Origin of the sequence: Enterobacter cloacae complex sp. IR5402, assembly GCF_049238125.1 — a bacterium.
Classification (GTDB): Bacteria; Pseudomonadota; Gammaproteobacteria; order Enterobacterales; family Enterobacteriaceae; genus Enterobacter; species Enterobacter hormaechei_C.
Map to the genome: position 1 here is coordinate 66,569 of NZ_JBMKHO010000017.1, position 21,856 is coordinate 88,424.

27 protein-coding genes are annotated in these 21,856 nt (G+C 57.6%); 17 read left to right on the forward strand and 10 right to left on the reverse strand.

The genetic code is table 11. From position 1 onward, the window contains the following. Positions 1–229 precede the first annotated feature (229 nt). The 7 genes from galP to ruvX all read left to right on the forward strand — a co-directional run bounded on the left by galP (position 230) and on the right by ruvX (position 5,794). Positions 230–1,627 carry a galactose/proton symporter gene (galP, locus tag ACOTXL_RS20830; protein ID WP_015571832.1) on the forward strand — a complete coding sequence of 466 codons (1,398 nt, stop codon included), beginning with the start codon at positions 230–232 and terminating at the stop codon, positions 1,625–1,627. A gap of 58 nt (positions 1,628–1,685) precedes the next feature. Continuing rightward, entirely contained in the window at positions 1,686–2,183 is a 498-nt protein-coding gene (locus ACOTXL_RS20835; protein WP_003860035.1) for a SprT family zinc-dependent metalloprotease, read from the forward strand. Between the two features lie 94 nt (positions 2,184–2,277). Further along, on the forward strand, positions 2,278–2,985 hold the full coding sequence (endA, locus tag ACOTXL_RS20840) for a deoxyribonuclease I (RefSeq protein ID WP_003860034.1): 708 nt from the start codon (positions 2,278–2,280) through the stop codon (positions 2,983–2,985). A gap of 51 nt (positions 2,986–3,036) precedes the next feature. Then, entirely contained in the window at positions 3,037–3,768 is a 732-nt protein-coding gene (rsmE, locus tag ACOTXL_RS20845; protein WP_003860033.1) for a 16S rRNA (uracil(1498)-N(3))-methyltransferase, read from the forward strand. 27 nt (positions 3,769–3,795) lie between these two features. Next, on the forward strand, positions 3,796–4,743 hold the full coding sequence (gshB, locus tag ACOTXL_RS20850) for a glutathione synthase (protein ID WP_003860032.1): 948 nt from the start codon (positions 3,796–3,798) through the stop codon (positions 4,741–4,743). A 74-nt stretch (positions 4,744–4,817) separates the two neighbouring features. After that, positions 4,818–5,378 (forward strand): YqgE/AlgH family protein, encoded by a 561-nt coding sequence (locus tag ACOTXL_RS20855; protein ID WP_003860031.1) that lies wholly within the window; start codon positions 4,818–4,820, stop codon positions 5,376–5,378. After that, on the forward strand, positions 5,378–5,794 hold the full coding sequence (ruvX, locus tag ACOTXL_RS20860) for a Holliday junction resolvase RuvX (protein WP_003860030.1): 417 nt from the start codon (positions 5,378–5,380) through the stop codon (positions 5,792–5,794). Before ACOTXL_RS20855 ends, ruvX begins: the two co-directional genes overlap by 1 nt. Positions 5,795–5,804: 10 nt before the next feature. Here the strand turns inward: ruvX and ACOTXL_RS20865 are convergent, their stop codons facing one another. Continuing rightward, entirely contained in the window at positions 5,805–6,785 is a 981-nt protein-coding gene (locus ACOTXL_RS20865) for a type IV pilus twitching motility protein PilT (RefSeq protein WP_045350805.1), read from the reverse strand. Positions 6,786–6,802: 17 nt separating this feature from the next. On the opposite strand from ACOTXL_RS20865, the gene ACOTXL_RS20870 reads away from it, so the two are divergent. Genes ACOTXL_RS20870 through ACOTXL_RS20895 form a run of 6 tightly spaced genes read left to right on the forward strand, consistent with a single transcriptional unit; the run spans position 6,803 to position 10,542 of the window. Further along, positions 6,803–7,504, forward strand: a complete 702-nt coding sequence (locus ACOTXL_RS20870; RefSeq protein WP_032610102.1) for a YggS family pyridoxal phosphate-dependent enzyme — start codon at positions 6,803–6,805, stop codon at positions 7,502–7,504. A gap of 21 nt (positions 7,505–7,525) precedes the next feature. After that, positions 7,526–8,092, forward strand: coding sequence for a YggT family protein (locus ACOTXL_RS20875; protein WP_003860024.1), 567 nt, complete (start codon positions 7,526–7,528; stop codon positions 8,090–8,092). Then, a complete protein-coding gene (yggU, locus tag ACOTXL_RS20880; protein WP_003860023.1) occupies positions 8,089–8,385 on the forward strand; it encodes a DUF167 family protein YggU in 297 nt (98 codons plus the stop codon). Before ACOTXL_RS20875 ends, yggU begins: the two co-directional genes overlap by 4 nt. A 3-nt stretch (positions 8,386–8,388) precedes the next feature. Continuing rightward, complete coding sequence (locus tag ACOTXL_RS20885; protein ID WP_022651831.1) at positions 8,389–8,982, forward strand: XTP/dITP diphosphatase; 594 nt, start codon at positions 8,389–8,391, stop codon at positions 8,980–8,982. After that, complete coding sequence (hemW, locus tag ACOTXL_RS20890; RefSeq protein ID WP_045332868.1) at positions 8,975–10,123, forward strand: radical SAM family heme chaperone HemW; 1,149 nt, start codon at positions 8,975–8,977, stop codon at positions 10,121–10,123. Before ACOTXL_RS20885 ends, hemW begins: the two co-directional genes overlap by 8 nt. 56 nt (positions 10,124–10,179) lie before the next feature. Then, the gene (locus ACOTXL_RS20895; RefSeq protein ID WP_022651832.1) at positions 10,180–10,542 is read left to right on the forward strand and encodes an endonuclease domain-containing protein; all 363 of its coding nucleotides are present in this window, start codon (positions 10,180–10,182) and stop codon (positions 10,540–10,542) included. Between the two features lie 112 nt (positions 10,543–10,654). Here the strand turns inward: ACOTXL_RS20895 and ACOTXL_RS20900 are convergent, their stop codons facing one another. From ACOTXL_RS20900 to trmB, 3 genes are read right to left on the reverse strand one after another with little or no spacing between them, the layout of a single operon-like run. Then, positions 10,655–11,371, reverse strand: a complete 717-nt coding sequence (locus ACOTXL_RS20900; protein ID WP_003862419.1) for a DUF2884 domain-containing protein — start codon at positions 11,369–11,371, stop codon at positions 10,655–10,657. 57 nt (positions 11,372–11,428) lie between these two features. Then, the gene (locus ACOTXL_RS20905; protein ID WP_003862421.1) at positions 11,429–11,755 is read right to left on the reverse strand and encodes a YggL family protein; all 327 of its coding nucleotides are present in this window, start codon (positions 11,753–11,755) and stop codon (positions 11,429–11,431) included. Then, positions 11,755–12,474, reverse strand: coding sequence for a tRNA (guanosine(46)-N7)-methyltransferase TrmB (gene trmB / locus ACOTXL_RS20910; protein WP_410031838.1), 720 nt, complete (start codon positions 12,472–12,474; stop codon positions 11,755–11,757). Before trmB ends, ACOTXL_RS20905 begins: the two co-directional genes overlap by 1 nt. 144 nt (positions 12,475–12,618) lie before the next feature. Here trmB and mutY point away from each other — a divergent pair, with 144 nt between their 5' ends. From mutY to ACOTXL_RS20930, 4 genes are all read left to right on the forward strand, one after another. After that, on the forward strand, positions 12,619–13,671 hold the full coding sequence (mutY, locus tag ACOTXL_RS20915) for an A/G-specific adenine glycosylase (RefSeq protein ID WP_003862424.1): 1,053 nt from the start codon (positions 12,619–12,621) through the stop codon (positions 13,669–13,671). A 26-nt stretch (positions 13,672–13,697) separates the two neighbouring features. After that, on the forward strand, positions 13,698–13,970 hold the full coding sequence (locus tag ACOTXL_RS20920) for an oxidative damage protection protein (protein ID WP_003862425.1): 273 nt from the start codon (positions 13,698–13,700) through the stop codon (positions 13,968–13,970). Positions 13,971–14,094: 124 nt separating this feature from the next. Further along, positions 14,095–15,171 carry a membrane-bound lytic murein transglycosylase MltC gene (gene mltC / locus ACOTXL_RS20925; protein ID WP_003862427.1) on the forward strand — a complete coding sequence of 359 codons (1,077 nt, stop codon included), beginning with the start codon at positions 14,095–14,097 and terminating at the stop codon, positions 15,169–15,171. Positions 15,172–15,463: 292 nt separating this feature from the next. Continuing rightward, positions 15,464–16,720 (forward strand): nucleoside permease, encoded by a 1,257-nt coding sequence (locus tag ACOTXL_RS20930; protein WP_003862429.1) that lies wholly within the window; start codon positions 15,464–15,466, stop codon positions 16,718–16,720. Positions 16,721–16,799: 79 nt separating this feature from the next. Here ACOTXL_RS20930 and citG read toward each other — a convergent pair whose 3' ends face one another. From citG to citC, 6 genes are read right to left on the reverse strand one after another with little or no spacing between them, the layout of a single operon-like run. Then, positions 16,800–17,603, reverse strand: coding sequence for a triphosphoribosyl-dephospho-CoA synthase CitG (gene citG / locus ACOTXL_RS20935; RefSeq protein ID WP_032610106.1), 804 nt, complete (start codon positions 17,601–17,603; stop codon positions 16,800–16,802). Further along, positions 17,581–18,120: a citrate lyase holo-[acyl-carrier protein] synthase gene (citX, locus tag ACOTXL_RS20940; protein ID WP_003862433.1), complete on the reverse strand. Its 540-nt coding sequence runs from the start codon at positions 18,118–18,120 to the stop codon at positions 17,581–17,583. Before citX ends, citG begins: the two co-directional genes overlap by 23 nt. Next, positions 18,117–19,640 (reverse strand): citrate lyase subunit alpha, encoded by a 1,524-nt coding sequence (gene citF, locus ACOTXL_RS20945; protein ID WP_023314829.1) that lies wholly within the window; start codon positions 19,638–19,640, stop codon positions 18,117–18,119. The genes citX and citF overlap by 4 nt, the downstream gene beginning before the upstream one ends. A gap of 10 nt (positions 19,641–19,650) precedes the next feature. Then, positions 19,651–20,526, reverse strand: coding sequence for a citrate (pro-3S)-lyase subunit beta (citE, locus tag ACOTXL_RS20950; RefSeq protein ID WP_003862436.1), 876 nt, complete (start codon positions 20,524–20,526; stop codon positions 19,651–19,653). Continuing rightward, on the reverse strand, positions 20,523–20,816 hold the full coding sequence (citD, locus tag ACOTXL_RS20955; protein WP_023323734.1) for a citrate lyase acyl carrier protein: 294 nt from the start codon (positions 20,814–20,816) through the stop codon (positions 20,523–20,525). Before citD ends, citE begins: the two co-directional genes overlap by 4 nt. A 16-nt stretch (positions 20,817–20,832) precedes the next feature. Further along, entirely contained in the window at positions 20,833–21,855 is a 1,023-nt protein-coding gene (citC, locus tag ACOTXL_RS20960) for a [citrate (pro-3S)-lyase] ligase (protein WP_023323735.1), read from the reverse strand. Position 21,856: the final 1 nt, after the last annotated feature.

Here is a 21,856-nt window from a genome sequence, read left to right on the forward strand (position 1 = left end):
GCATGATCGCATTTCTTCTGCTGTTACATTCCCTTTCAGTTAAGTCTGAAATTTGTGCAAACGCGATGCACATCAATTAATTTACCTCTATATTTTCAAAGCTTTAATTATTTTTACGGTTACAAGCCAGTGTAACCGATTACACCGTTGTGATTTGACTCACATATTTTTATGAGCCGCTCACCTACTCTTAATATCGTAAAAACTGATAACCCAACTGGAGGGCATAATGCCTGACAATAATAAACAGGGGCGTACGTCCAATAAGGCAATGACGTTCTTCGTCTGCTTCCTCGCCGCTCTGGCAGGATTACTCTTTGGCCTGGATATTGGCGTAATTGCCGGTGCATTACCTTTCATCACCGATGAGTTCCAGATTAGCGCACATACTCAGGAATGGGTGGTTAGCTCCATGATGTTCGGTGCCGCCGTCGGCGCGGTCGGCAGCGGCTGGCTCTCCTTTAAGCTCGGGCGTAAAAAGAGCCTGATGATTGGCGCGATCCTCTTCGTTGCCGGCTCACTGTTCTCTGCCGCTGCGCCTAATGTTGAAGTGCTGATCATCTCCCGCGTGCTGCTCGGTCTGGCAGTGGGCGTGGCGTCTTATACTGCCCCGCTGTACCTGTCTGAAATCGCTCCGGAAAAAATCCGCGGCAGCATGATTTCCATGTATCAGCTGATGATCACCATCGGTATTCTGGGGGCTTATCTCTCCGATACCGCCTTCAGCTACAGCGGCGCATGGCGCTGGATGCTGGGCGTCATCATCATTCCTGCCATCCTGCTGCTGATTGGCGTCTTCTTCCTGCCGGACAGTCCGCGCTGGTTTGCCGCCAAACGCCGCTTCCATGATGCCGAACGCGTGCTCTTACGCCTGCGTGATACCAGCGCCGAAGCCAAAAACGAGCTGGAAGAGATCCGCGAAAGCCTGAAGGTCAAACAGTCCGGCTGGGCGCTGTTCAAAGAGAACAGCAACTTCCGCCGCGCGGTGTTCCTCGGCGTGCTGTTACAGATCATGCAACAGTTCACCGGGATGAACGTCATCATGTATTACGCGCCGAAAATCTTCGAACTGGCGGGCTACACCAACACCACCGAGCAGATGTGGGGCACCGTGATCGTCGGCCTGACCAACGTGCTGGCGACCTTTATCGCTATCGGCCTGGTGGACCGCTGGGGACGTAAGCCAACCCTGACGCTGGGCTTCCTGGTGATGGCCGTCGGGATGGGCGTGCTGGGTACCATGATGCACATGGGCATTCACTCCCCAACGGCACAGTACTTCGCCGTGGCGATGCTGCTGATGTTTATCATTGGGTTTGCGATGAGCGCCGGTCCGCTGATTTGGGTGCTGTGCTCTGAGATCCAGCCGCTGAAAGGACGTGATTTTGGCATCACCTGCTCTACCGCGACCAACTGGATTGCCAACATGATCGTCGGCGCAACGTTCCTGACCATGCTTAATACTCTGGGTAATGCCAACACCTTCTGGGTCTACGCCGGTCTGAACCTGTTCTTTATTGTTCTCACTATCTGGCTGGTTCCTGAAACCAAACATGTTTCACTGGAACACATTGAACGTAACCTGATGAAAGGTCGTCCTCTGCGCGAAATCGGCGCACACGACTGATCCTCCTGCGGGAGGCGCCTCTTGCGCCTCCCCGCTTCCCGCTTTATGCTCTGCCCCTATGAAAGCACCCCGTCTCCCCATCGCCATTCAGCAAGCCGTTATGCGCAGCCTGCGGGAAAAACTCGCCCAGGCCAACCTGAAGCTCGGCCGCAATTATCCTGAACCGAAGCTGGTCTATCAGCAGCGTGGCACCGCGGCAGGTACCGCCTGGCTGGAATCGTATGAGATCCGCCTCAACCCGGTGTTGATGATGGAAAATCAGCAGGCGTTTATCGAAGAAGTGGTGCCGCACGAGCTGGCGCATCTGCTGGTGTGGAAGCACTTTGGCCGCGTCGCGCCGCACGGCAAAGAGTGGAAGTGGATGATGGAGGCGGTGCTCGGCGTTCCGGCCCGTCGCACCCATCAGTTCGAGCTGGAATCGGTACGCCGCAATACCTTCCCCTACCGCTGCCAGTGCCAGCAGCACCAGCTTACCGTCCGCCGCCATAACCGCGTAGTGCGGGGCGAGGCGACCTACCGCTGCGTTAAATGCGGCGAACCGCTGGTTGCGGAATAATCACGCGAACTTTCAGGAACTTTCCTGATCTGACTGATTGCATACGGGAACAACATTCGTTACGTTGCGGGCTCGTTTTGACACGGAGTGTAAGATGTCCCGTAATGTTTCTCTCGCGGTCGCTTTTCTGGCGACAGCGCTCTCCGGCCATGCTCTGGCCGACGGTATTCACAGTTTCTCTCAGGCAAAAACCGCAGGCGTAAAGATTAACGCCGACGTACCGGGTGATTTCTACTGCGGCTGTAAAATTAACTGGCAGGGTAAGAAAGGGGTCGTGGATCTGGGATCCTGCGGCTATAAGGTGCGCAAGAACGAGAACCGCGCCAGCCGAATCGAATGGGAACACGTCGTTCCGGCCTGGCAGTTTGGCCACCAGCGCCAGTGCTGGCAGGACGGTGGACGTAAAAATTGCGCAAAAGATCCGGTCTACCGCCAGATGGAAAGCGATATGCACAACCTGCAACCCGCCGTGGGTGAGGTCAATGGCGACCGCGGAAACTTCATGTACAGCCAGTGGAACGGTGGCGAAGGCCAGTACGGTCAGTGCGCCATGAAGGTCGATTTCAAAGAGAAAGTCGCCGAACCGCCTGCCCGCGCGCGCGGTAGCATCGCCCGCACTTATTTCTATATGCGCGACCGCTACGATCTCAATCTTTCCCGCCAGCAGACGCAGCTCTTCAATGCCTGGGACAAGCTCTACCCGGTGACGGACTGGGAATGCCAGCGCGACGAACGTATCGCCAAAGTCCAGGGGAATCACAACCCTTACGTCCAGCGGGCTTGCCAGGCGCAAAAGAGCTAACCTACACTACGGCAATTCGCTTATATCGCATGACACATGGAATTTCTGACTATGCGCATCCCTCGCATCTATCACCCTGAACTGATTACCCCAGGCGGCGAAATCGCCCTGTCTGATGATGCCGCAAACCATGTAGGCCGCGTGCTGCGCATGGGTGCAGGCCAGGCGATTCAGCTCTTTGACGGCTCTAATCAGATTTTCGACGCTGAAATTACGCGCGCCGATAAAAAAAGCGTGCACGTGAAGGTGCTGCGTGGCGACGTGGATGACCGGGAATCGCCGCTGCACATTCACCTGGGCCAGGTGATGTCGCGTGGGGAAAAGATGGAGTTCACCATTCAGAAATCCATTGAACTGGGTGTAAGCCTCATTACGCCACTTTTTTCTGAGCGCTGCGGCGTTAAACTGGATGCGGAACGTCTGAACAAAAAGATCCAGCAGTGGCAAAAAATTGCCATTGCGGCCTGCGAACAGAGCGGCCGCAATCGTATCCCGGAGATCCGCCCGGCGATGGATCTGGAGGACTGGTGTGCAGAAGAGGAAAGCGGGCTTAAGCTCAATCTTCATCCGCGCGCCAGCGCCAGCATCAATACGCTGCCGCTGCCCGTTGAGCGTGTACGCCTGCTGATTGGCCCGGAAGGCGGCCTGTCGGCTGACGAAATTGCCATGACGGCGCGTTACCAGTTTACTGATATTCTGTTGGGACCTCGCGTTCTGCGCACTGAGACAACGGCACTCACCGCCATTACCGCGCTACAGGTGCGATTTGGCGATCTGGGTTGAAGCAAAGACCCATAACCGGAGAAGAAGATGATTAAGCTCGGCATCGTGATGGACCCCATCGCAAACATTAACATCAAGAAAGACTCCAGCTTCGCTATGCTGCTGGAAGCGCAGCGTCGCGGCTATGAACTCCACTACATGGAGATGAACGATCTTTACCTGATCAACGGTGAAGCCCGCGCACGCACCCGCATCGTTAACGTCGAGCAGAACTACGAAAAATGGTACGAATTCGGTACCGAGCAGGATATTGCCCTGGCCGACCTCAACGTCATCCTGATGCGTAAAGATCCGCCGTTCGACACCGAATACATTTATTCCACCTATATCCTTGAGCGTGCCGAAGAGAAAGGCACGCTGATCGTCAACAAGCCGCAGAGCCTGCGCGACTGCAACGAGAAGCTCTATACCGCATGGTTCTCTGACCTGACGCCGGAAACGCTCGTCACCCGCAGCAAAACGCAGCTGAAAGAATTCTGGCAGAAGCACGGCGACATCATCATGAAACCCCTGGACGGCATGGGCGGCGCGTCGATCTTCCGGGTGAAAGAGGGCGATCCGAACATTGGCGTGATTGCCGAAACGCTGACCGAGCTGGGAACCCGCTACTGTATGGCACAGAACTATCTGCCGGCCATTAAAGACGGCGACAAGCGTGTGCTGGTCGTAGACGGCGAGCCGGTGCCTTACTGCCTGGCGCGTATTCCGCAGGGAGGGGAAACCCGTGGCAACCTGGCGGCTGGCGGCCGTGGCGAACCGCGTCCGTTAAGCGAAAGCGACTGGGAAATTGCCCGCCGCGTCGGCCCTACGCTTAAAGCCAAAGGCCTGATCTTCGTTGGCCTCGATATCATCGGCGATCGTCTGACCGAAGTGAACGTCACCAGCCCAACCTGCATTCGTGAAATCGAAGCGGAATTCCCGATCTCGATCACCGGAATGCTGATGGACGCTATCGAAAAACGTTTACAGAAATAACCTGTGACAGCGCCTGTGTTTATCCCCATACTGGGCGCTGTCGCTTTTTAAACCAGGAAACAGTACCTCTGACAATGAATTTACAGCATCACTTTCTTATTGCCATGCCTGCTCTCCAGGATCCGATTTTCCGCCGCGCCGTGGTCTATATTTGTGAATACAACGAAGACGGCGCGATGGGGATTATCATCAATAAGCCGCTGGAAAACCTTCAGGTTGAAGGGATTCTGGACAAGCTGAAAATCCCTGCTGAAGCGCGGCTGCCGGAAATCCGTCTTGATAAACCGGTGATGCTCGGCGGCCCGCTTGCAGAAGATCGTGGTTTTATCCTGCATACCCCGCCGGTTTTCTCGTCCAGCATTCGTATCTCCGATAACACCGTCGTCACCACCTCTCGCGATGTGCTTGAAACGCTGGGCACTGCCAGTCAGCCTTCTGAGGTGCTGGTTGCGCTCGGTTACGCCTCCTGGGAAAAAGGGCAGCTGGAACAAGAAATTCTGGATAACGCCTGGCTGACGGCCCCTGCGGATATGAATATCCTGTTTAAAACCCCTATCGCCGATCGCTGGCGTGACGCGGCAAAACTGATTGGCATTGATATTCTGACCATGCCTGGCGTTGCGGGGCACGCGTAATGAGCGGCACCCTTCTCGCCTTCGACTTCGGCACCAAAAGCATCGGCGTCGCTGTGGGTCAACGGATCACCGGCACCGCTCGCCCGCTCACTGCGCTGAAAGCTAACGACGGCACGCCGGACTGGAACCTTATTGAGCGCTTGCTCAAAGAGTGGCAGCCGGACGACGTGATTGTCGGTCTGCCGCTGAACATGGACGGCACCGAGCAGCCGCTTACCGCCCGCGCGCGCAAGTTCGCGAACAAAATCCATGGTCGCTTTGGTGTCTCCGTTAAGCTGCACGATGAACGTTTGAGCACCGTCGAGGCACGCGCTGGCCTGTTCGAGCACGGTGGCTTCCGGGCGTTGAACAAAGGCAGCGTGGATTCAGCTTCAGCCGTCATTATCCTCGAAAGCTATTTCGACCAGGGTTACTGAGCGCCGGGGCCTACAGCCGCCCCTGCGCCCGTCGCTCCGCCAGACTCTGCTCAAAGTTCTGCATCCCCGCCTGCTGCCCCGTTTGAATAATGCCCGGCAGTTGCCAGGTTTTGCCTTCGCGGATCAGGTTTGCCGCCGCCGACGTATTCACCAGTAGCTCATACAGCGCCACGCGCCCGCCCTGGACATCCTGACGCAGCTTCTGCGCCAGAACCGCACGCAGGCTTCCCGCCAGTTGATTACGCACCGGATCTTTCTCCTGCGCCGGAAAGGTATCGACCAGGCGCTCGATCGCCTGCGCCGCACCGCGCGTGTGCAGCGTGGCCAACACCAGATGGCCGGTTTCCGCCGCCGTCAGCGCCAGGCGTATCGTCTCGCTGTCGCGCAGCTCACCAAGCAGAATCACATCCGGATCTTCACGCAGCGCGCTGCGCAGGGCCTCGGCAAAGGACGGGCTGTGCAGGCCTATCTCCCGCTGCTGGATCAGGCAACGTTCACTCTGGTACATAAACTCCACCGGATCTTCCAGGGTCAGAATATGCCCGTCCGTCTGGTGATTGAGGAAATCGACCATCGCGGCCAGGGTGGTCGATTTCCCACTGCCGGTGGCGCCGGTGACCAGAATCAGGCCATTGTCATTGGACAAAAGCTCCGGGATCGCTCGCGGCACACCTAACGCAGAGAGCTGCGGGCACGTCAGCGGCAACAGGCGCAGCGCGATCGAAACGCCGTGCATATGCTTAAACGCACTGCCGCGCAGCCGCTGACAGTCTGCGAGGGTAACGGCAAAATCAACCTGCCCATTTGCCCACCAGGCGCCCTGCTGTTCATCGTTGAGCCACGCTTTTAATAACGCCTCCACATCCGGGGGCGGAAACGGCGCAGGTTCAAGACGGCCTGACCTGCGCCAGCGCGGAGGTGAATCACTGCACAGGTGTAGATCGGAGACGTTATGCTTTACACTAAGGGCCACAATTTCTTCCACATCCATAGACTACTCCTCGGAAAATGAACGACATTGCGCATAACCTGGCACAGGTCCGGGACAAAATCTCAGCCGCGGCAACGCGTTGCGGCCGTGCTCCAGAAGAAATTACGTTGCTTGCAGTCAGCAAAACCAAGCCTGCGAGCGCCATCGCAGAAGCGATAGCCGCCGGTCATCGTGCCTTTGGTGAAAACTATGTGCAGGAAGGCGTAGATAAGATTCTCGCTTTCCGGGAACGGGGAAATGCAGACCTGCAATGGCACTTTATCGGTCCGCTACAGTCGAACAAAAGCCGTCTGGTAGCAGAGCACTTCGACTGGTGTCACACCATCGATCGTCTGCGTATCGCTACCCGTTTGAGCGACCAGCGCCCTATTGAGATGCCAGCGCTTAACGTGCTAATTCAAATCAACATCAGCGATGAAAACAGCAAGTCCGGCATTACGCTGAGCGAACTGGATGCGCTGGCGGCGGACGTAGCGGCGCTGCCGCGCTTAACCCTGCGCGGGCTGATGGCTATCCCGGCGCCAGAGTCAAGTTATGAAAGGCAGTTTGCCGTAGCACAGCAAATGGCTGTAGCATTTGAGGCGCTTAAAGCGCGCTATGACACGGTAGACACGCTTTCTCTGGGCATGTCGGATGATATGGAAGCCGCCATCGCGGCAGGCAGCACCATGGTGCGCATCGGCACAGCAATTTTCGGTGCGCGCGATTACCCCCAATAATAAGGAAACCTGAGGAACGCCATGAAGACGTTGACTTTCCTGCTTTCAACGGTCATTGAACTGTATACGATGGCGCTGCTGTTGCGCGTCTGGATGCAGTGGGCCCGTTGTGATTTTTACAATCCATTCTCACAATTTATCGTGAAAATCACGCAGCCCATTGTGGGGCCGCTTCGCCGCATCATTCCGGCAATGGGGCCGATTGACAGTTCATCTCTGCTGATGGCGTTTATTCTGAGCGTTATCAAAGCGATCGTGCTGTTTATGGTCATCACTTTCCAGCCGATTATCTGGATTTCAGCCGTTCTGATCCTGGTTAAAACCGTCGGCTCGCTGATCTTCTGGGTCCTGCTGGTGATGGCGATCATGAGCTGGGTAAGCCGGGGCCGTAGCCCGGTGGAGTACGCGTTGATTCAGCTGACAGAACCGTTGCTGCGTCCAATTCGTAGCCTGCTGCCTGCGATGGGCGGAATCGACTTCTCACCGATGCTTCTCGTTCTGCTGCTGTACGTGCTGAATATGGGTATCGCGGAACTGTTACAGGCGACGGGTAATATGCTGCTGCCGGGGCTGTGGATGGCGTTATGAGTGCAGTTAGCCCCTGCGCCGACGGGCTGGTTTTACGGCTGTACATTCAGCCGAAAGCCAGCCGCGACAGTATTGTTGGGCTGCATGGCGACGAGCTAAAAGTCGCCATCACGGCCCCGCCGGTTGACGGCCAGGCGAATGCGCATCTGACCAAATATCTGGCTAAACAGTTTCGCGTCGCTAAAAGCCAGGTCATCATTGAGAAAGGTGAACTTGGCCGGCATAAACAGGTAAAAATCCTTAACCCGCAATCTATCCCGACGGAAGTCGCGGCTCTGACAGAACAGGACTAAACCATGCAGAAAGTTGTTCTCGCCACCGGTAACGCCGGTAAAGTGCGCGAGCTGGCCTCGCTATTAAATGATTTTGGGCTGGACGTGGTGGCTCAGACCGAGCTGGGCGTGGACTCCGCCGAAGAGACCGGCCTGACGTTTATCGAAAACGCCATTCTGAAAGCGCGCCATGCGGCGCAGGTAACCGGACTGCCCGCGATTGCCGATGATTCCGGTCTGGCCGTGGATTTTCTGGGCGGTGCGCCGGGGATTTACTCCGCCCGCTATTCCGGGCCGGACGCCACCGACCAGCAGAACCTGGAAAAGCTGCTTGTGGCCCTGAAAGACGTTCCTGACGAACAGCGTACCGCGCAGTTCCACTGCGTGCTGGTCTACATGCGTCACGCGGAAGATCCCACGCCGATTGTCTGTCACGGCAGCTGGCCGGGCGTGATCACCCGTGAAGCGGCGGGCAACGGCGGCTTTGGTTACGACCCGATTTTCTTTGTCCCGACCGAGGGCAAAACCGCTGCGGAACTCACCCGCGAAGAGAAAAGCGCGATCTCCCACCGTGGACGCGCCCTGAAACTGTTACTGGAAGCACTGCGTAATGGCTAATTTGCCGCCTCTGAGTCTTTATATTCACATCCCATGGTGCGTGCAGAAATGTCCGTACTGTGATTTCAACTCGCACGCGCTGAAGGGTGAAGTGCCGCACGATGATTACGTCGCGCATCTGCTGGCCGATCTGGATGCCGATGTACCGTACGCACAGGGACGTGAAGTGAAGACCATTTTTATTGGTGGCGGTACGCCGAGCCTGCTTTCAGGCCCGGCGATGCAGACGCTGCTGGACGGTGTGCGCGCACGCCTGAACCTGGCAGCGGATGCTGAAATTACGATGGAAGCCAACCCCGGCACCGTTGAGGCCGACCGTTTTGTCGAGTACCAGCGTGCGGGCGTGAACCGTATCTCTATCGGCGTGCAGAGCTTTAGCGAGCCAAAGCTGAAGCGTCTGGGGCGCATTCACGGCCCGGAAGAGGCAAAGCGCGCGGCAAACCTGGCAACGGGGCTTGGGCTGCGCAGCTTTAACCTCGACCTGATGCACGGCCTGCCGGATCAGTCGCTCGAAGAAGCGCTGGACGATTTGCGTCAGGCGATTGAACTGAACCCGCCGCATCTGTCGTGGTATCAGTTGACCATTGAACCGAACACCCTGTTTGGTTCGCGCCCGCCGGTGCTGCCGGACGACGACGCGCTGTGGGATATCTTCGAGCAGGGCCACCAGCTTTTGACCGCGGCGGGATATCAGCAATACGAAACGTCGGCGTATGCGAAGCCGGGCTATCAGTGTCAGCACAATCTGAACTACTGGCGTTTTGGCGACTATCTCGGAATTGGCTGCGGTGCGCACGGCAAGGTGACCTTCCCGGACGGACGCATTCTGCGTACCGCCAAAACGCGTCATCCGCGCGGGTATATGGAAGGCCGCTACCTGGAGCGTCAGCACGACGTCGAGGCGGTGGATAAGCCGTTTGAGTTCTTTATGAACCGCTTCCGTCTGCTGGAAGCCGCTCCGCGCGCGGAATTTACGCGTTATACCGGGCTGCCGGAGTCAGTGATTCGCCCGCAGATTGACGAGGCGCTGGCGCAGGGGTATCTGACCGAGTGTGATGTGTCCTGGCAGATCACCGAGCACGGCAAGCTGTTCCTGAACTCCCTTCTTGAGTTGTTCCTCGCTGAAAATCCTGAAGGCTGATTCAGGATTTTACATCCCGTTCTGCTGGCTGAGGGAAAGGCTGGCAGAGTGTGGGGATGGAAACAATACGTTCATACGCAAAGCAGCTCAGACGCGAGCTGACACAGGAAGAAAGACGGCTTTGGTATTTACTGCGCAGCCGCCGTTTCGAAAATTATAAATTTCGCCGACAGCACCCGGTAGGTAACTACATTCTGGATTTCGCCTGTTGCGCGGCTCGGCTGGCCGTTGAGCTGGATGGCGGACAACATGATGAAAATCAGGAATACGATCGACAAAGGACATTGTGGTTAAACCATAAGGACTGGCACGTCATTCGATTCTGGAACAACGAACTCTGGAATAACGAAGAGGCGGTGTTAGAAAGGATCCTTGAAACGCTGCAAGCGCTGCAACCCTCACCCCGGCCCTCTCCCTGAAAGGGAGAGGGGGCAAACATCCCCTCGCCCCTTTAGGAAAAGGGTTAATGTGAGGGCGCAAACTATTCCCTCGCCCCTTTGGGGAGAGGGTTAGGGTGAGGGGCTAAGTGAATTACTTCAGCGTCCCCACCAGCGCCTTCCGACTGTCTTCCAGCGACACCACGCGCTTACACACGTCTTTGCCGAACTGCTGGAAATCGGCTTCCTGATTCTTCCACTCGTTCTGAATCGAGGTTTGCAGTCCGCCCAGACTACCCAGTACACCCTGCAAAGGATTACCGCCACCCTTCAGCACCGCTTTGGCGCCCATCTCGTTGATGCTGTCCTGGAGAATGCCGCCCATCGCCTGGTTCACCAGCTGCTGACCGTCGGCACGCACCTGATCGATCGCCTTATAGTGGAACGTCAGGCCATCAGAGCGCGTCTCGATAATACGGTTCATCTGCTCTTTCAGCTGCTTATCCAGCTTCGTCAGGCGGGTGCGCATATTGCTGCTCTCCCCCACCTCTTTGGTGATGATTTTATCCAGCGCCACGCGGCTCTTTTCAACGCGGGTCAGCGCGCCATCGTTGATCCAGGGCAGCGCGGTACGCAACTCGGCCTGGTAGTCCATCGCCTGCTCGCGCTGGGCGGCCGTCAGGTTTTGCGGTTTGCCGTTAAAGGTCACGTTGCCATCCGGCGTAATCACCAGATTGCCATTCTCGCCCTTAACCTGCACGGTTTGCGGACTCAGCACCACGTCATCACGCGGGGTGACGCTACATTTATACTCCGCATGGGCGGTGGATCCGATTGCCAGTAAAGCAACAGCCAGCAACGTTTTGCGCATCTTAAACACTCCCTCAGACAAAATGGGCCAGCTAATGCTGGCCCCGTTCTTGCTTTATTAGTCCCACCAAACGTCGAAAAGTTCGCTAACGCGGACATCTTCCAGTTTGTGGTCTTCAAGCCATTTGCGTACCAGCGCCTGATGCTCTTCGGTGCATTTCCCCACTTCCTGGGTGCAAATCAGACCTTCCCACGCCAGATAGCCGCTACCGTCGAAGGCCAGCTTGTTTGGCTCGATCACCTCGTTGATGAACGCATCAACGTCCTGATCGATCTGCTCAACGCTGGTGCCTTCCGGGAAACGCCAGGCAACGGAGAAACCCACTTCCTGGAATTCTTCGATGTGCATCTTTTTACGCAGACGACGGCTACGATTCTTTGCCATTATTTCACCCTCTCGAACATTAAGTCCCATACGCCGTGACCAAGACGATGGCCACGCTGTTCAAATTTTGTCACCGGACGTGAATCCGGACGCGGTACGTAGTCGTTGCTTTCAGACTGATTTTTATACCCGTCCAGGGACGACATCACTTCCAGCATATGTTCCGCATAAGGTTCCCAGTCGGTTGCCATGTGGAAAACGCCGCCCAGCTTGAGCTTACTTTTCACCAGCTCGGCAAACGGTGCCTGAACGATACGGCGTTTATTATGACGCGCTTTGTGCCATGGGTCAGGGAAAAAGAGCTGAACCATGTTCAAAGAATTGTCAGGAATCATTTTGTGCAGCACTTCCACCGCGTCGTGACACATCACGCGCAGGTTCTCAACGCCCTCTTCGTGGGCCGTTGCCAGGCACGCGCCGACGCCCGGCCAATGTACTTCAATACCGAGGAAGTTCTGCTCCGGGCGCGCTTTCGCCATAGTGACCAGCGAGGTGCCCATACCAAAGCCGATCTCCAGGGTCACTGGCGCGTCGCGGCCAAACAGGTCGGTGAAGTCGAGCGGTTGCTCGCTGAACTCAACGCCCATCACCGGCCAGTAGTTGTCCAGCGCGTGTTGCTGCCCTTTTGTCAGGCGCCCCTGACGGCGGACAAAGCTGCGAATACGGCGCAGCGGGCGACCGTTTTCATCAAATTCCGGTGAAATGACGTCGTTTTTCATAAAAGAGTTGTCTGCTTGTGAGAATGTTCGGGAAACGGGCATTATCCAAAGTTAAGGCTTCTATGCAAGCATGGGAAAGATCCGGTTTACAGCAGATTGACGCTGTGCTGCAATCTGCGTCCCTGATTAAGCGAATCGATGACCATGCAAGCCTCTCAATTTTCAGCCCAGGTGCTGGACTGGTACGACAAATACGGGCGTAAAACCCTGCCCTGGCAAATTGAAAAAACGCCGTACAAAGTATGGCTCTCCGAGGTGATGTTGCAACAAACGCAGGTCGCGACGGTCATTCCTTACTTCGAGCGTTTTATGGCGCGCTTCCCGACAGTTACCGATCTGGCGAACGCCCCGTTGGACGAGGTGCTGCACCTGTGGACCGGGCTTGGCTATTACGCCCGCGCGCGCAACCTGCACAAGGCCGCACAGCAGGTCGCGACGCGCCACAACGGTAAATTCCCGGAAACCTTCGACGAGGTGGCGGATTTGCCCGGCGTCGGGCGTTCGACCGCAGGCGCAATCCTCTCCCTCTCTTTAGGCAAACATTTCCCTATTCTCGACGGCAACGTCAAGCGCGTGCTCGCACGCTGCTACGCCGTAGATGGCTGGCCGGGTAAGAAAGAGGTTGAGAAACACCTGTGGGAGATCAGTGAAGCGGTCACTCCGGCGAAAGGGGTGGAGCGTTTTAACCAGGCGATGATGGATCTGGGCGCGATGGTCTGTACCCGTTCAAAACCGAAGTGCGAACTCTGCCCGGTAAACAACCTCTGCGTGGCCTATGCGAACCACACCTGGGCGCAGTATCCGGGGAAAAAACCGAAGCAGACGCTGCCTGAACGCACCGGGTACATGCTGCTGATGCAGCATGGCGACGAGGTGTTTCTCGCTCAGCGCCCGCCGAGTGGCCTGTGGGGTGGTCTATACTGCTTCCCACAGTTTGAGGATGAAGCCTCGCTTCGGGCATGGCTTGAACAGCGCGGCATTGCGGCCGAAACCCTGACGCAACTCAACGCGTTCCGTCATACCTTCAGCCATTTCCATCTGGACATTGTGCCGATGTGGCTTCCCGTGTCCTCATTCACGTCGTGCATGGATGAAGGCACCGCTCTCTGGTATAACTTAGCGCAACCGCCATCAGTCGGGCTGGCGGCTCCCGTGGAGCGCCTGTTACAGCAATTACGTGTCGGTGCAATGGTTTAGCATCGGCAAGACAAAGAGGAATGAGTATGGCCAGAACCATTTTTTGTACTTTCCTACAGCGCGACGCTGAAGGCCAGGATTTCCAGCTCTACCCGGGCGACCTGGGTAAGCGCATTTACAACGAGATCTCCAAAGAAGCCTGGGGACAGTGGCAGAAAAAACAGACCATGCTGATCAACGAGAAAAAGCTCAGCATGATGAACCCGGAACACCGCAAACTGCTGGAGCAGGAGATGGTGAACTTCCTGTTCGAGGGTAAAGACGTCCACATCGAAGGCTATACGCCACCGGAAAAATAATAACGCGCAGCTGCTGCCCGGCTGCGCTGCGCTTGCACGGGCCTACGGTTTTGTAGGTCGGGTAAGCGCAGCGCCACCCGGCAACAGCAACCCCAAAGCAAACACAACACGCACTCCCGGAATGATGAAAAAACTTTTAGCGCTAGCCCTTGTTGCGCCGTTGCTTGTGTCTTGTTCTTCCAAAAAAGGCGATGAATACAACGAAGCCTGGGTCAAGGACACCAACGGTTTTGACATTTTGATGGGGCAGTTTGCCCACAACATCGAGAACATATGGGGATTTAACGAAGTTCTTATTGCCGGACCGAAGGACTACGTTAAGTACACCGACGCCTATCAGACCCGTAGCCACATCAACTTTGATGACGGTACGATTACGGTTGAAACCATCGCGGGGACTGAACCTGCGGCGCATTTACGTCAGGCCATCATTAAAACCCTGCTGATGGGCGACGATCCGGGGTCTATCGACCTCTATTCTGATGCCGATGACATCACCATCTCCAAAGAGCCGTTCCTGTATGGCCAGGTCGTTGACCAGACCGGTCAGCCGATCCGCTGGGAAGGCCGCGCCACAAAATTTGCCGACTATCTGCTGCAAACGCGCCTGAAAAGCCGTACCAACGGCCTGAAAGTGATCTACAGCGTCACCATCAACCTGGTGCCAAACCACCTCGACAAGCGTGCGCATAAGTATCTGGGCATGGTGCGTCAGGCGTCGCGTAAGTATGGCGTGGATGAGTCGCTGATCCTGGCGATTATGCAGACCGAGTCCTCGTTCAACCCCTACGCGGTAAGCCGTTCCGACGCGCTGGGGCTGATGCAGGTTGTGCAGCACAGCGCCGGTAAAGACGTGTTCCGCGCGCAGGGGAAATCCGGCACGCCGAGCCGCAGCTACCTGTTTGACCCGCAGAGCAACATTGATACCGGCACGGCCTATCTGGCGATGCTGAACAATGTCTATCTCGGCGGGATTGATAACCCAACCTCACGTCGCTATGCGGTGATCACCGCCTACAACGGCGGGGCGGGCAGCGTGCTGCGCGTCTTCTCGAATGACAAAGTGCAGGCCGCGAACATCATCAACAGCATGGCGCCGGGGGATGTGTACGCTACCCTCACCACCCGCCACCCGTCTGCGGAATCCCGCCGCTATCTGTATAAGGTGAATACGGCGCAGAAGAACTATCGTCGCCGTTAAAAACCAACACCATCCCTCACCCTGCCCTCTCCCCAAAGGGGAGAGGGTGTTCAAGTTCCCTCTCCCCTTTGGGGAGAGGGTTAGGGTGAGGGGGCATCAGGCCGCACTCACTCCACCCCACCCATACGAAAATGCTATTTGCATCACAATCCAGACTGCAAATTAATGTGGATTGCATTTTTTTGCGGGAGGTAACAAAACATAACGTTGCCAACTGATAGAATTGCATCAAATAACAACCCTGAATGTTCCTATAACAACATATCTCCCGCTCACTTGTGAGGAAAGTAACATGAACCTTAAGCTGCAGCTTAAAATCTTGTCGTTTCTGCAGTTCTGCCTGTGGGGTAGCTGGCTGACTACACTCGGCTCCTATATGTTTGTGACGCTCAAGTTCGATGGTGCGTCGATCGGTGCCGTTTACAGCTCGCTGGGCATTGCGGCTGTTTTCATGCCAACGCTGCTCGGTATCGTGGCGGATAAATGGTTAAGTGCGAAATGGCTATACATGCTTTGCCATCTGGTGGGTGCGGGGACGCTGTTTATGGCGGCCGAAGTGACCACGCCGGGGGCGATGTTTATGGTGATCCTGCTTAACTCGCTGGCGTATATGCCAACGCTTGGCCTGATCAACACCATCTCCTACTACCGCCTGAAATCTGCCGGACTGGATATCGTCACCGACTTCCCGCCTATCCGTATCTGGGGCACCATCGGCTTTATCATGGCGATGTGGGGCGTGAGCTTCGCGGGCTTCGAGCTGAGCCATATGCAGCTGTATATTGGTGCCGCGCTCTCCGTGCTGCTGGCGCTGTTCACCCTGACGCTGCCCACCATTCCGGTGTCTAACCAGCAGAAAAACCAGAGCTGGAGCACCATGCTTGGCCTGGACGCTTTCGCACTGTTCAAAAACAAGCGCATGGCGATCTTCTTTATCTTCTCCATGCTGCTGGGCGCGGAACTGCAAATCACCAACATGTTCGGTAATACCTTCCTGCACAGCTTCGATAACGATCCGCTGTTTGCCGGGAGCTTTATCGTCGAACACGCGTCGGTGATGATGTCCATCTCGCAGATCTCCGAGACGCTGTTCATCCTGACCATCCCGTTCTTCCTGAGCCGCTACGGCATCAAGAACGTCATGCTGATCAGTATCGCCGCCTGGATGTTGCGCTTCGGTCTGTTCGCCTATGGCGACCCAAGCGCGTTCGGCACCGTGCTGCTGGTTCTGTCGATGATTGTTTACGGCTGTGCCTTCGACTTCTTCAACATCTCCGGCTCGGTGTTTGTGGAAAAAGAGGTGAAGCCTGAAATCCGCGCCAGTGCGCAGGGCATGTTCCTGATGATGACCAACGGCTTCGGTTGTATTCTGGGCGGCGTGGTTAGCGGTAAAGTGGTTGAGATGTACACCACCAACGGCATTACAGACTGGCAGCCGGTGTGGCTGATCTTCGCCGGGTACTCGCTGGTGCTGTTCTTCGCGTTCATCGCGCTGTTCAAGTACAAGCATGTTCGCGTGCCGAATGGTGCGCAGCCGATCGCGCATTGATTGTTGTGCCCGGTGGCGCTGCGCTTACCGGGCCTACAAAACCAGACCGTAGGCCGGGTAAGGCGTAGCCGCCACCCGGCTATTTTATAGCAGACAGCACCCACCCCACCGACAGCAAATCCGCGCTGCCGCCCGGACTCAGGTTTCGTTCAATCAGTGCCTTATCCATCTTAAGCAACGCCTCGCGATCCCAGCCGTTAGCCAGCAGTTCCCGCGCGTAGCCCTGAACATAGCGCAGCCCCTGAATGCCGCCGCGTGACACGAGATTACTGTCCTGATTGACCGCCATCAGGCGCAACAGCAGGTCGTGAAGCAACTGTCCGTTCCACTGCCCCAGCGCCTTACGCACCGTCGCAAAGCCGCTCTCCGCCTCGCCTCGCGCCCCGGTTAAGCCGTAATGCTGAAACTGCCGCTCCCCCGCCGTTGCCTGCCCGCTGCGCCCGGCCAGCTCCCGCGCCACCAGCCCGCGACAGATGTTACTTACCTCACAACAGAGGCTATCCGCAGAGATATTTTTCACACGACCGGCGGCGAAGCAGAGCAAACCAAGAGCAAAAATACCGCCCTTGTGGGTATTTACCCCGCCCGTGGCGGCGTACATTGCCTGCTCGCAGGCCATTCCCATTGGGCGGAGAATCCGCAACTGCCGATCGGCAGGTTTGGCCGCATGTGCTTCACCCAGTTCCGCAAACCGGGCAAACCACGGCGTAATCGCCATAATGCTGCGGACAAACAAGGCATGGTCCATATCCCGATGCGAGCCGTTATTGAGCCTGTCCACCAGCCCCGGCTTGGGCGTCAGCTCCAGCTCCTGCCACAGCGCCGCTTCGGCAAGCGCAGGCACGTCAACCGGGCGCGGTTTAGTCGCGAGCAAACCAGTCATCGATCATCTTCTCCACGCGGGAAACCACCTGCTCAACGGGATGGTGGCGCGAACGGGAACACGCGTGGGCGGGCTCGTCGCAAATCAGACAGCGTCTGAGGTGTGAACCCAGCGACTGACGGCCCACGAGGCCGTTTTCAGGGCAGATCACGTCCAGATCCCACAGTCTGCCGAGCGGGTGCGTCTGCTCCAGTTCTGCACAGTGCGCTTTGATTTCCGCCGCCGGATGCGCGACGCACCACAATGCTTCAGGTCCGGTGGGTAGCCAGAGCACCAGGCGGTCCAGCACCTGCCAGCGGTTTTCCCACAGCAGCTGGTCGCACATCTGTAACGCCACCCCCATGGTGTTGCGGTAGCGCAGGCTGTCTTTGATTTCCCCGGGCGTGACCAGCGTGAGGGAGATCACCGGTTGTTGATAGTGCGTAAGCCAGTCAGCCTGGCGGGCTGCGCGGCGCTCTTTCGCCGCCAGCAGTTCCTCCAGGCTGACACCCGCCCGCACGGGTGTCGCTAAAGTCATACTTCCTCCTTCACCTGTCGCACAGTGTCGATCACGCTGCCGTCGCGGTAGCGGATCACCCCGACGATTTTGTCGGTGAACTCAATCGGTTTCGGTACGCCTGTCAACGAAATCGCTCGCTCATACAGCGCGTTGATATCTACAACCTTCATCCCTGCTTCCATGAGTCGTTCGCGGATCTCCGGGCGCGCCGGGTTGACCGCAATACCGTGGTCGGTGACCAGCACGTCAATGCTCTCCCCCGGCGTGAGGCGAGTGGTAACGCGCTTCACGACGGTCGGGATGCGGCTTCGCAGCAGCGGCGCGACCACAATGGTCAGGTTGGCTGCCGCCGCCACGTCGCAGTGTCCGCCGGATGCGCCACGCATCACGCCATCGGAGCCGGTGATGACATTGACGTTAAAGTCGACGTCGATTTCCAGGGCGCTGAGGATCACCACGTCGAGCTGGTCGCAGCTTGCCGCCTTGCTGCCGGGGTTGGCGTAGACGTTGGTGGAGATCTCCACGTGGTTCGGGTTGCGCGCCAGCGAGGCCGCTGCCTGGCCGTCAAAGCACTGGGTGTCGAGCAGCTTTTCGATGAGCCCCTTCTCGTGCAGATCCACCAGGCTGCCGGTGATGCCGCCGAGCGCAAAGCGCGCCTTCACGCCGCTGCGCTCCATCTTCTCTTCCATAAAGCGAGTGCAGGCCGTGGCCGCCGCGCCGGAGCCGGTCTGCATCGAGAAGCCCGGTTTGAAGTAGCCGGAGTGTTCAATCACGTCCGCCGCATAGCGGGCGATCATCAGCTCGCGCGGGTTGCTGGTGACGCGCGCTGCGCCGACGCTGATTTTCGCCGGGTCGCCCACGCTCTCCACCTGCACGATGTAGTCCACCTGATCCTGCACCAGGCTGGCGGGCATATTGGGGAACGGCACCAGCGCTTCGGTCAGCAGCACCACCTTACGGGCAAACTGCGCGTCCACCATCGCGTAGCCCAGCGAGCCGCAGCATGATTTACCGTGCGTGCCGTTGGCGTTGCCAAACTCATCGCTGCACGGCACGCCGAGAAACGCCACGTCGATGTTCAGTTCGCCGTCCTGGAGTAGCTTCACGCGCCCGCCGTGGGAGTGAATTTGTACCGGCTCCTCCATCAGCCCGTGAGAGATGGCATCCGCCAGCCTGCCGCGCATGCCGGAGGTGTAAATCCGGGTGATGACGCCGCTTTCGATATGCTCGATCAGCGCGTCGTTGCAGGTCATCAGCGAGCTGGAAGCCAGGGTCAGATTTTTGAAGCCCATCCGCGCCAGCAGCGCCACGACGGTGTTGATCACCCGGTCGCCTTCGCGAAAGGCGTGGTGGAAGGAGATGGTCATCCCGTCCTGCAAGCCGCAGCGCTTAACCGCCTCTTCAATAGAGGCGCAGAGCTTGCGGCTGTGCTTCGCCTCGCTGTCCGCCAGCCACGGCGTCGCGCTGTGGGCGGTATCAAAGGGTTTCAGATCCCGCAGATGGGGGAAATTCATATGGAGAAGTTCTGTCTGATTCATTATGTCATCCTTACCGACGCACGCCGGAGGCCGCCGCGCGCTCCAGCACCACCTGCGCGTGGTTAATAATCGGTGCATCCACCATTTTGCCGTTGAGCGACACCACGCCCAGGCCGTTACGCTCGCCCTCTTCTGCCGCCTCAATCACCCGTTTCGCGTGTTCCACTTCTTCCCGTGTCGGGGCGTAGGCGTTGTGCAGCAGGTCTATCTGGCGCGGGTTAATCAGCGATTTGCCGTTAAAGCCCATCTTGCGGATCAGATCGACTTCGCGCAGGAACCCGGCCTCATCGTTAACGTCTGACCACACCACGTCGAAGGCGTCGATGCCTGCCGCGCGGGCGGCGTGCAGCACGGCGCAGCGGGCGTAGAACAGCTCGGTGCCGTCGCCGCGCTCGGTCTGCATGTCCATCACGTAGTCAAAGGCGGCCAGCGCAATGCCGATCAGGCGCGGGGAGCTGCGGGCAATCGCCACGGCGTTGATGACGCCAATGGCCGATTCAATCGCCGCCATCACGCGGGTGGAACCCACCTCGCGGCCGCACGCCTGCTCGATACGCTCGAGGTGGCCTTCCAGCTCGTAAATATCGTCCGGGGTGTCGGTTTTCGGCAGGCGTATCACGTCCACGCCCGCGCGCACGGCGGCCTCCAGATCCAGCAGGCCAAACGGCGTGCTCAGCGGGTTAATACGCACCACGGTTTCGATATCCTGATACATCGGGTGCTGCAACGCGTGGAACACCAGCATGCGTGCGGTGTCTTTCTCGCGCAGGGCCACGGCGTCCTCAAGGTCAAACATGATGGAGTCGGGACGGTAGATAAAGGCGGTAGAGAGCATGGCGGCATTGGCGCCCGGCAGGAACAGCATACTGCGGCGGAGTTTGCTCATTTCAGCGCCCCCCAGTTGATGGCCTGTTCATTGGCGGCACGCAGAAGCGCGCTTTGCAGGCGAGCGCGGATCACACAGTCCAGCGCCCCTTTGTCTTCAATAATGATTAATCCCTGGTGCACGTTCATGGCGCGCAATGTGTCGTTGACCACCTGGCGAATCTGCTCGCCAAACTGCTTAATCACTTCGCTGTGGATGACGATCTCCAGCTCACCGTGAGCGGGGGCGATTTTCACCATCAGGTCGCTGGACTCCTGCGTTCCGGCCAGCGCCTCCCTTACAATATTCATGATAAATTCCTGATAGTTATGCGACTTCCGCACTCGCACGATAATGTGCTTCGAGGTGCGCGAAGGTGGAGTCCGGGACAATCTCCCGGATCCGGGAAAACTGCTGTGTCTTGAGTAAACGGCGCACTTCCGAGGCCGAAATGGCGTTGCCGGTGGCCTTGATGCGCGGCATCTCCACCACGTCAATATGCGAGGCCAGCAGGTCGTGCAGCGTCTGGTTGTACTGGCGGGTGATATCGCAGAACGGCTCCGAGCCGATGAAGCGGTGAGTGATGCCCAGCGCCGGGGCGATAAAGTCCCGGAAGATCAGCACGTCGATCTCGCTCCACGCCTGCTGCACTTTGCCGGTCTCCTTCAGGAAGTAGGCCGGAAACGTGGCGCGGGAGATGATGTACTGCGAGCCTTCATGCACCACCACGTTCGGCAGATGCGCCACGCCCGCGCGCACCATCTCAAGGCGCGCGCTGAACGGGAAGAACGAGGCGTCTTCACGCACCACAAACAGATGCAGGGCATCGCACTGCGCCGCCGCCTGCTCCACCAGATGACGGTGGCCGAGGGTGAATGGGTTGGCGTTCATCACAATGGCACCAATTTTTTCCCCGCCCCTTCGCATCCGGCTTAAGGTACGGCAGTAGCGCGCGATCCCCTGCGGGGTGTTCTCCATTAGCACCGCGTTGTTCCCGCTCTGGGCAATCGGCCAGAAACCGCTGCGGCCAAAGCGCTCCTTATTGCACGGACGGGTGCAGAGGAAGAGGTGAAAATGGCCGCGCTCCAGCGCCGCATTTTCCACCTCTGCCAGCAGACGCGCGCTGAGGTTTTCCCCACGAAGCTGCTCGTTGACCGCCACGCATTTGATGACGTTGGCAGCCAGCCCGGCGCAACCCACCAGCTGCGCGCCGGACCAGGCTTCGACAAACAGCGTGATGTCGTTGTCCAGGCCAAGGCCGCTGTCTGCCAGCAGGTAGCGGATCTGGCTTAAGCGTTCCGGGTGTTCCGCCACAACGGTGTGCCGAAAATCAATGGGTTGCGATTGCATG

Bases quoted from the DNA above. Each gene is read 5' to 3' on its own strand.
- galP (WP_015571832.1), top strand. From the start codon at position 230: ATGCCTGACAATAATAAACAGGGGCGTACGTCCAATAAGGCAATGACG.
- ACOTXL_RS20835 (WP_003860035.1), top strand. From the start codon at position 1,686: ATGAAAGCACCCCGTCTCCCCATCGCCATTCAGCAAGCCGTTATGCGC.
- endA (WP_003860034.1), top strand. From the start codon at position 2,278: ATGTCCCGTAATGTTTCTCTCGCGGTCGCTTTTCTGGCGACAGCGCTC.
- rsmE (WP_003860033.1), top strand. From the start codon at position 3,037: ATGCGCATCCCTCGCATCTATCACCCTGAACTGATTACCCCAGGCGGC.
- gshB (WP_003860032.1), top strand. From the start codon at position 3,796: ATGATTAAGCTCGGCATCGTGATGGACCCCATCGCAAACATTAACATC.
- ACOTXL_RS20855 (WP_003860031.1), top strand. From the start codon at position 4,818: ATGAATTTACAGCATCACTTTCTTATTGCCATGCCTGCTCTCCAGGAT.
- ruvX (WP_003860030.1), top strand. From the start codon at position 5,378: ATGAGCGGCACCCTTCTCGCCTTCGACTTCGGCACCAAAAGCATCGGC.
- ACOTXL_RS20865 (WP_045350805.1), bottom strand. From the start codon at position 6,785: ATGGATGTGGAAGAAATTGTGGCCCTTAGTGTAAAGCATAACGTCTCC.
- ACOTXL_RS20870 (WP_032610102.1), top strand. From the start codon at position 6,803: ATGAACGACATTGCGCATAACCTGGCACAGGTCCGGGACAAAATCTCA.
- ACOTXL_RS20875 (WP_003860024.1), top strand. From the start codon at position 7,526: ATGAAGACGTTGACTTTCCTGCTTTCAACGGTCATTGAACTGTATACG.
- yggU (WP_003860023.1), top strand. From the start codon at position 8,089: ATGAGTGCAGTTAGCCCCTGCGCCGACGGGCTGGTTTTACGGCTGTAC.
- ACOTXL_RS20885 (WP_022651831.1), top strand. From the start codon at position 8,389: ATGCAGAAAGTTGTTCTCGCCACCGGTAACGCCGGTAAAGTGCGCGAG.
- hemW (WP_045332868.1), top strand. From the start codon at position 8,975: ATGGCTAATTTGCCGCCTCTGAGTCTTTATATTCACATCCCATGGTGC.
- ACOTXL_RS20895 (WP_022651832.1), top strand. From the start codon at position 10,180: ATGGAAACAATACGTTCATACGCAAAGCAGCTCAGACGCGAGCTGACA.
- ACOTXL_RS20900 (WP_003862419.1), bottom strand. From the start codon at position 11,371: ATGCGCAAAACGTTGCTGGCTGTTGCTTTACTGGCAATCGGATCCACC.
- ACOTXL_RS20905 (WP_003862421.1), bottom strand. From the start codon at position 11,755: ATGGCAAAGAATCGTAGCCGTCGTCTGCGTAAAAAGATGCACATCGAA.
- trmB (WP_410031838.1), bottom strand. From the start codon at position 12,474: ATGAAAAACGACGTCATTTCACCGGAATTTGATGAAAACGGTCGCCCG.
- mutY (WP_003862424.1), top strand. From the start codon at position 12,619: ATGCAAGCCTCTCAATTTTCAGCCCAGGTGCTGGACTGGTACGACAAA.
- ACOTXL_RS20920 (WP_003862425.1), top strand. From the start codon at position 13,698: ATGGCCAGAACCATTTTTTGTACTTTCCTACAGCGCGACGCTGAAGGC.
- mltC (WP_003862427.1), top strand. From the start codon at position 14,095: ATGAAAAAACTTTTAGCGCTAGCCCTTGTTGCGCCGTTGCTTGTGTCT.
- ACOTXL_RS20930 (WP_003862429.1), top strand. From the start codon at position 15,464: ATGAACCTTAAGCTGCAGCTTAAAATCTTGTCGTTTCTGCAGTTCTGC.
- citG (WP_032610106.1), bottom strand. From the start codon at position 17,603: ATGACTGGTTTGCTCGCGACTAAACCGCGCCCGGTTGACGTGCCTGCG.
- citX (WP_003862433.1), bottom strand. From the start codon at position 18,120: ATGACTTTAGCGACACCCGTGCGGGCGGGTGTCAGCCTGGAGGAACTG.
- citF (WP_023314829.1), bottom strand. From the start codon at position 19,640: ATGAATCAGACAGAACTTCTCCATATGAATTTCCCCCATCTGCGGGAT.
- citE (WP_003862436.1), bottom strand. From the start codon at position 20,526: ATGAGCAAACTCCGCCGCAGTATGCTGTTCCTGCCGGGCGCCAATGCC.
- citD (WP_023323734.1), bottom strand. From the start codon at position 20,816: ATGAATATTGTAAGGGAGGCGCTGGCCGGAACGCAGGAGTCCAGCGAC.
- citC (WP_023323735.1), bottom strand. From the start codon at position 21,855: ATGCAATCGCAACCCATTGATTTTCGGCACACCGTTGTGGCGGAACAC.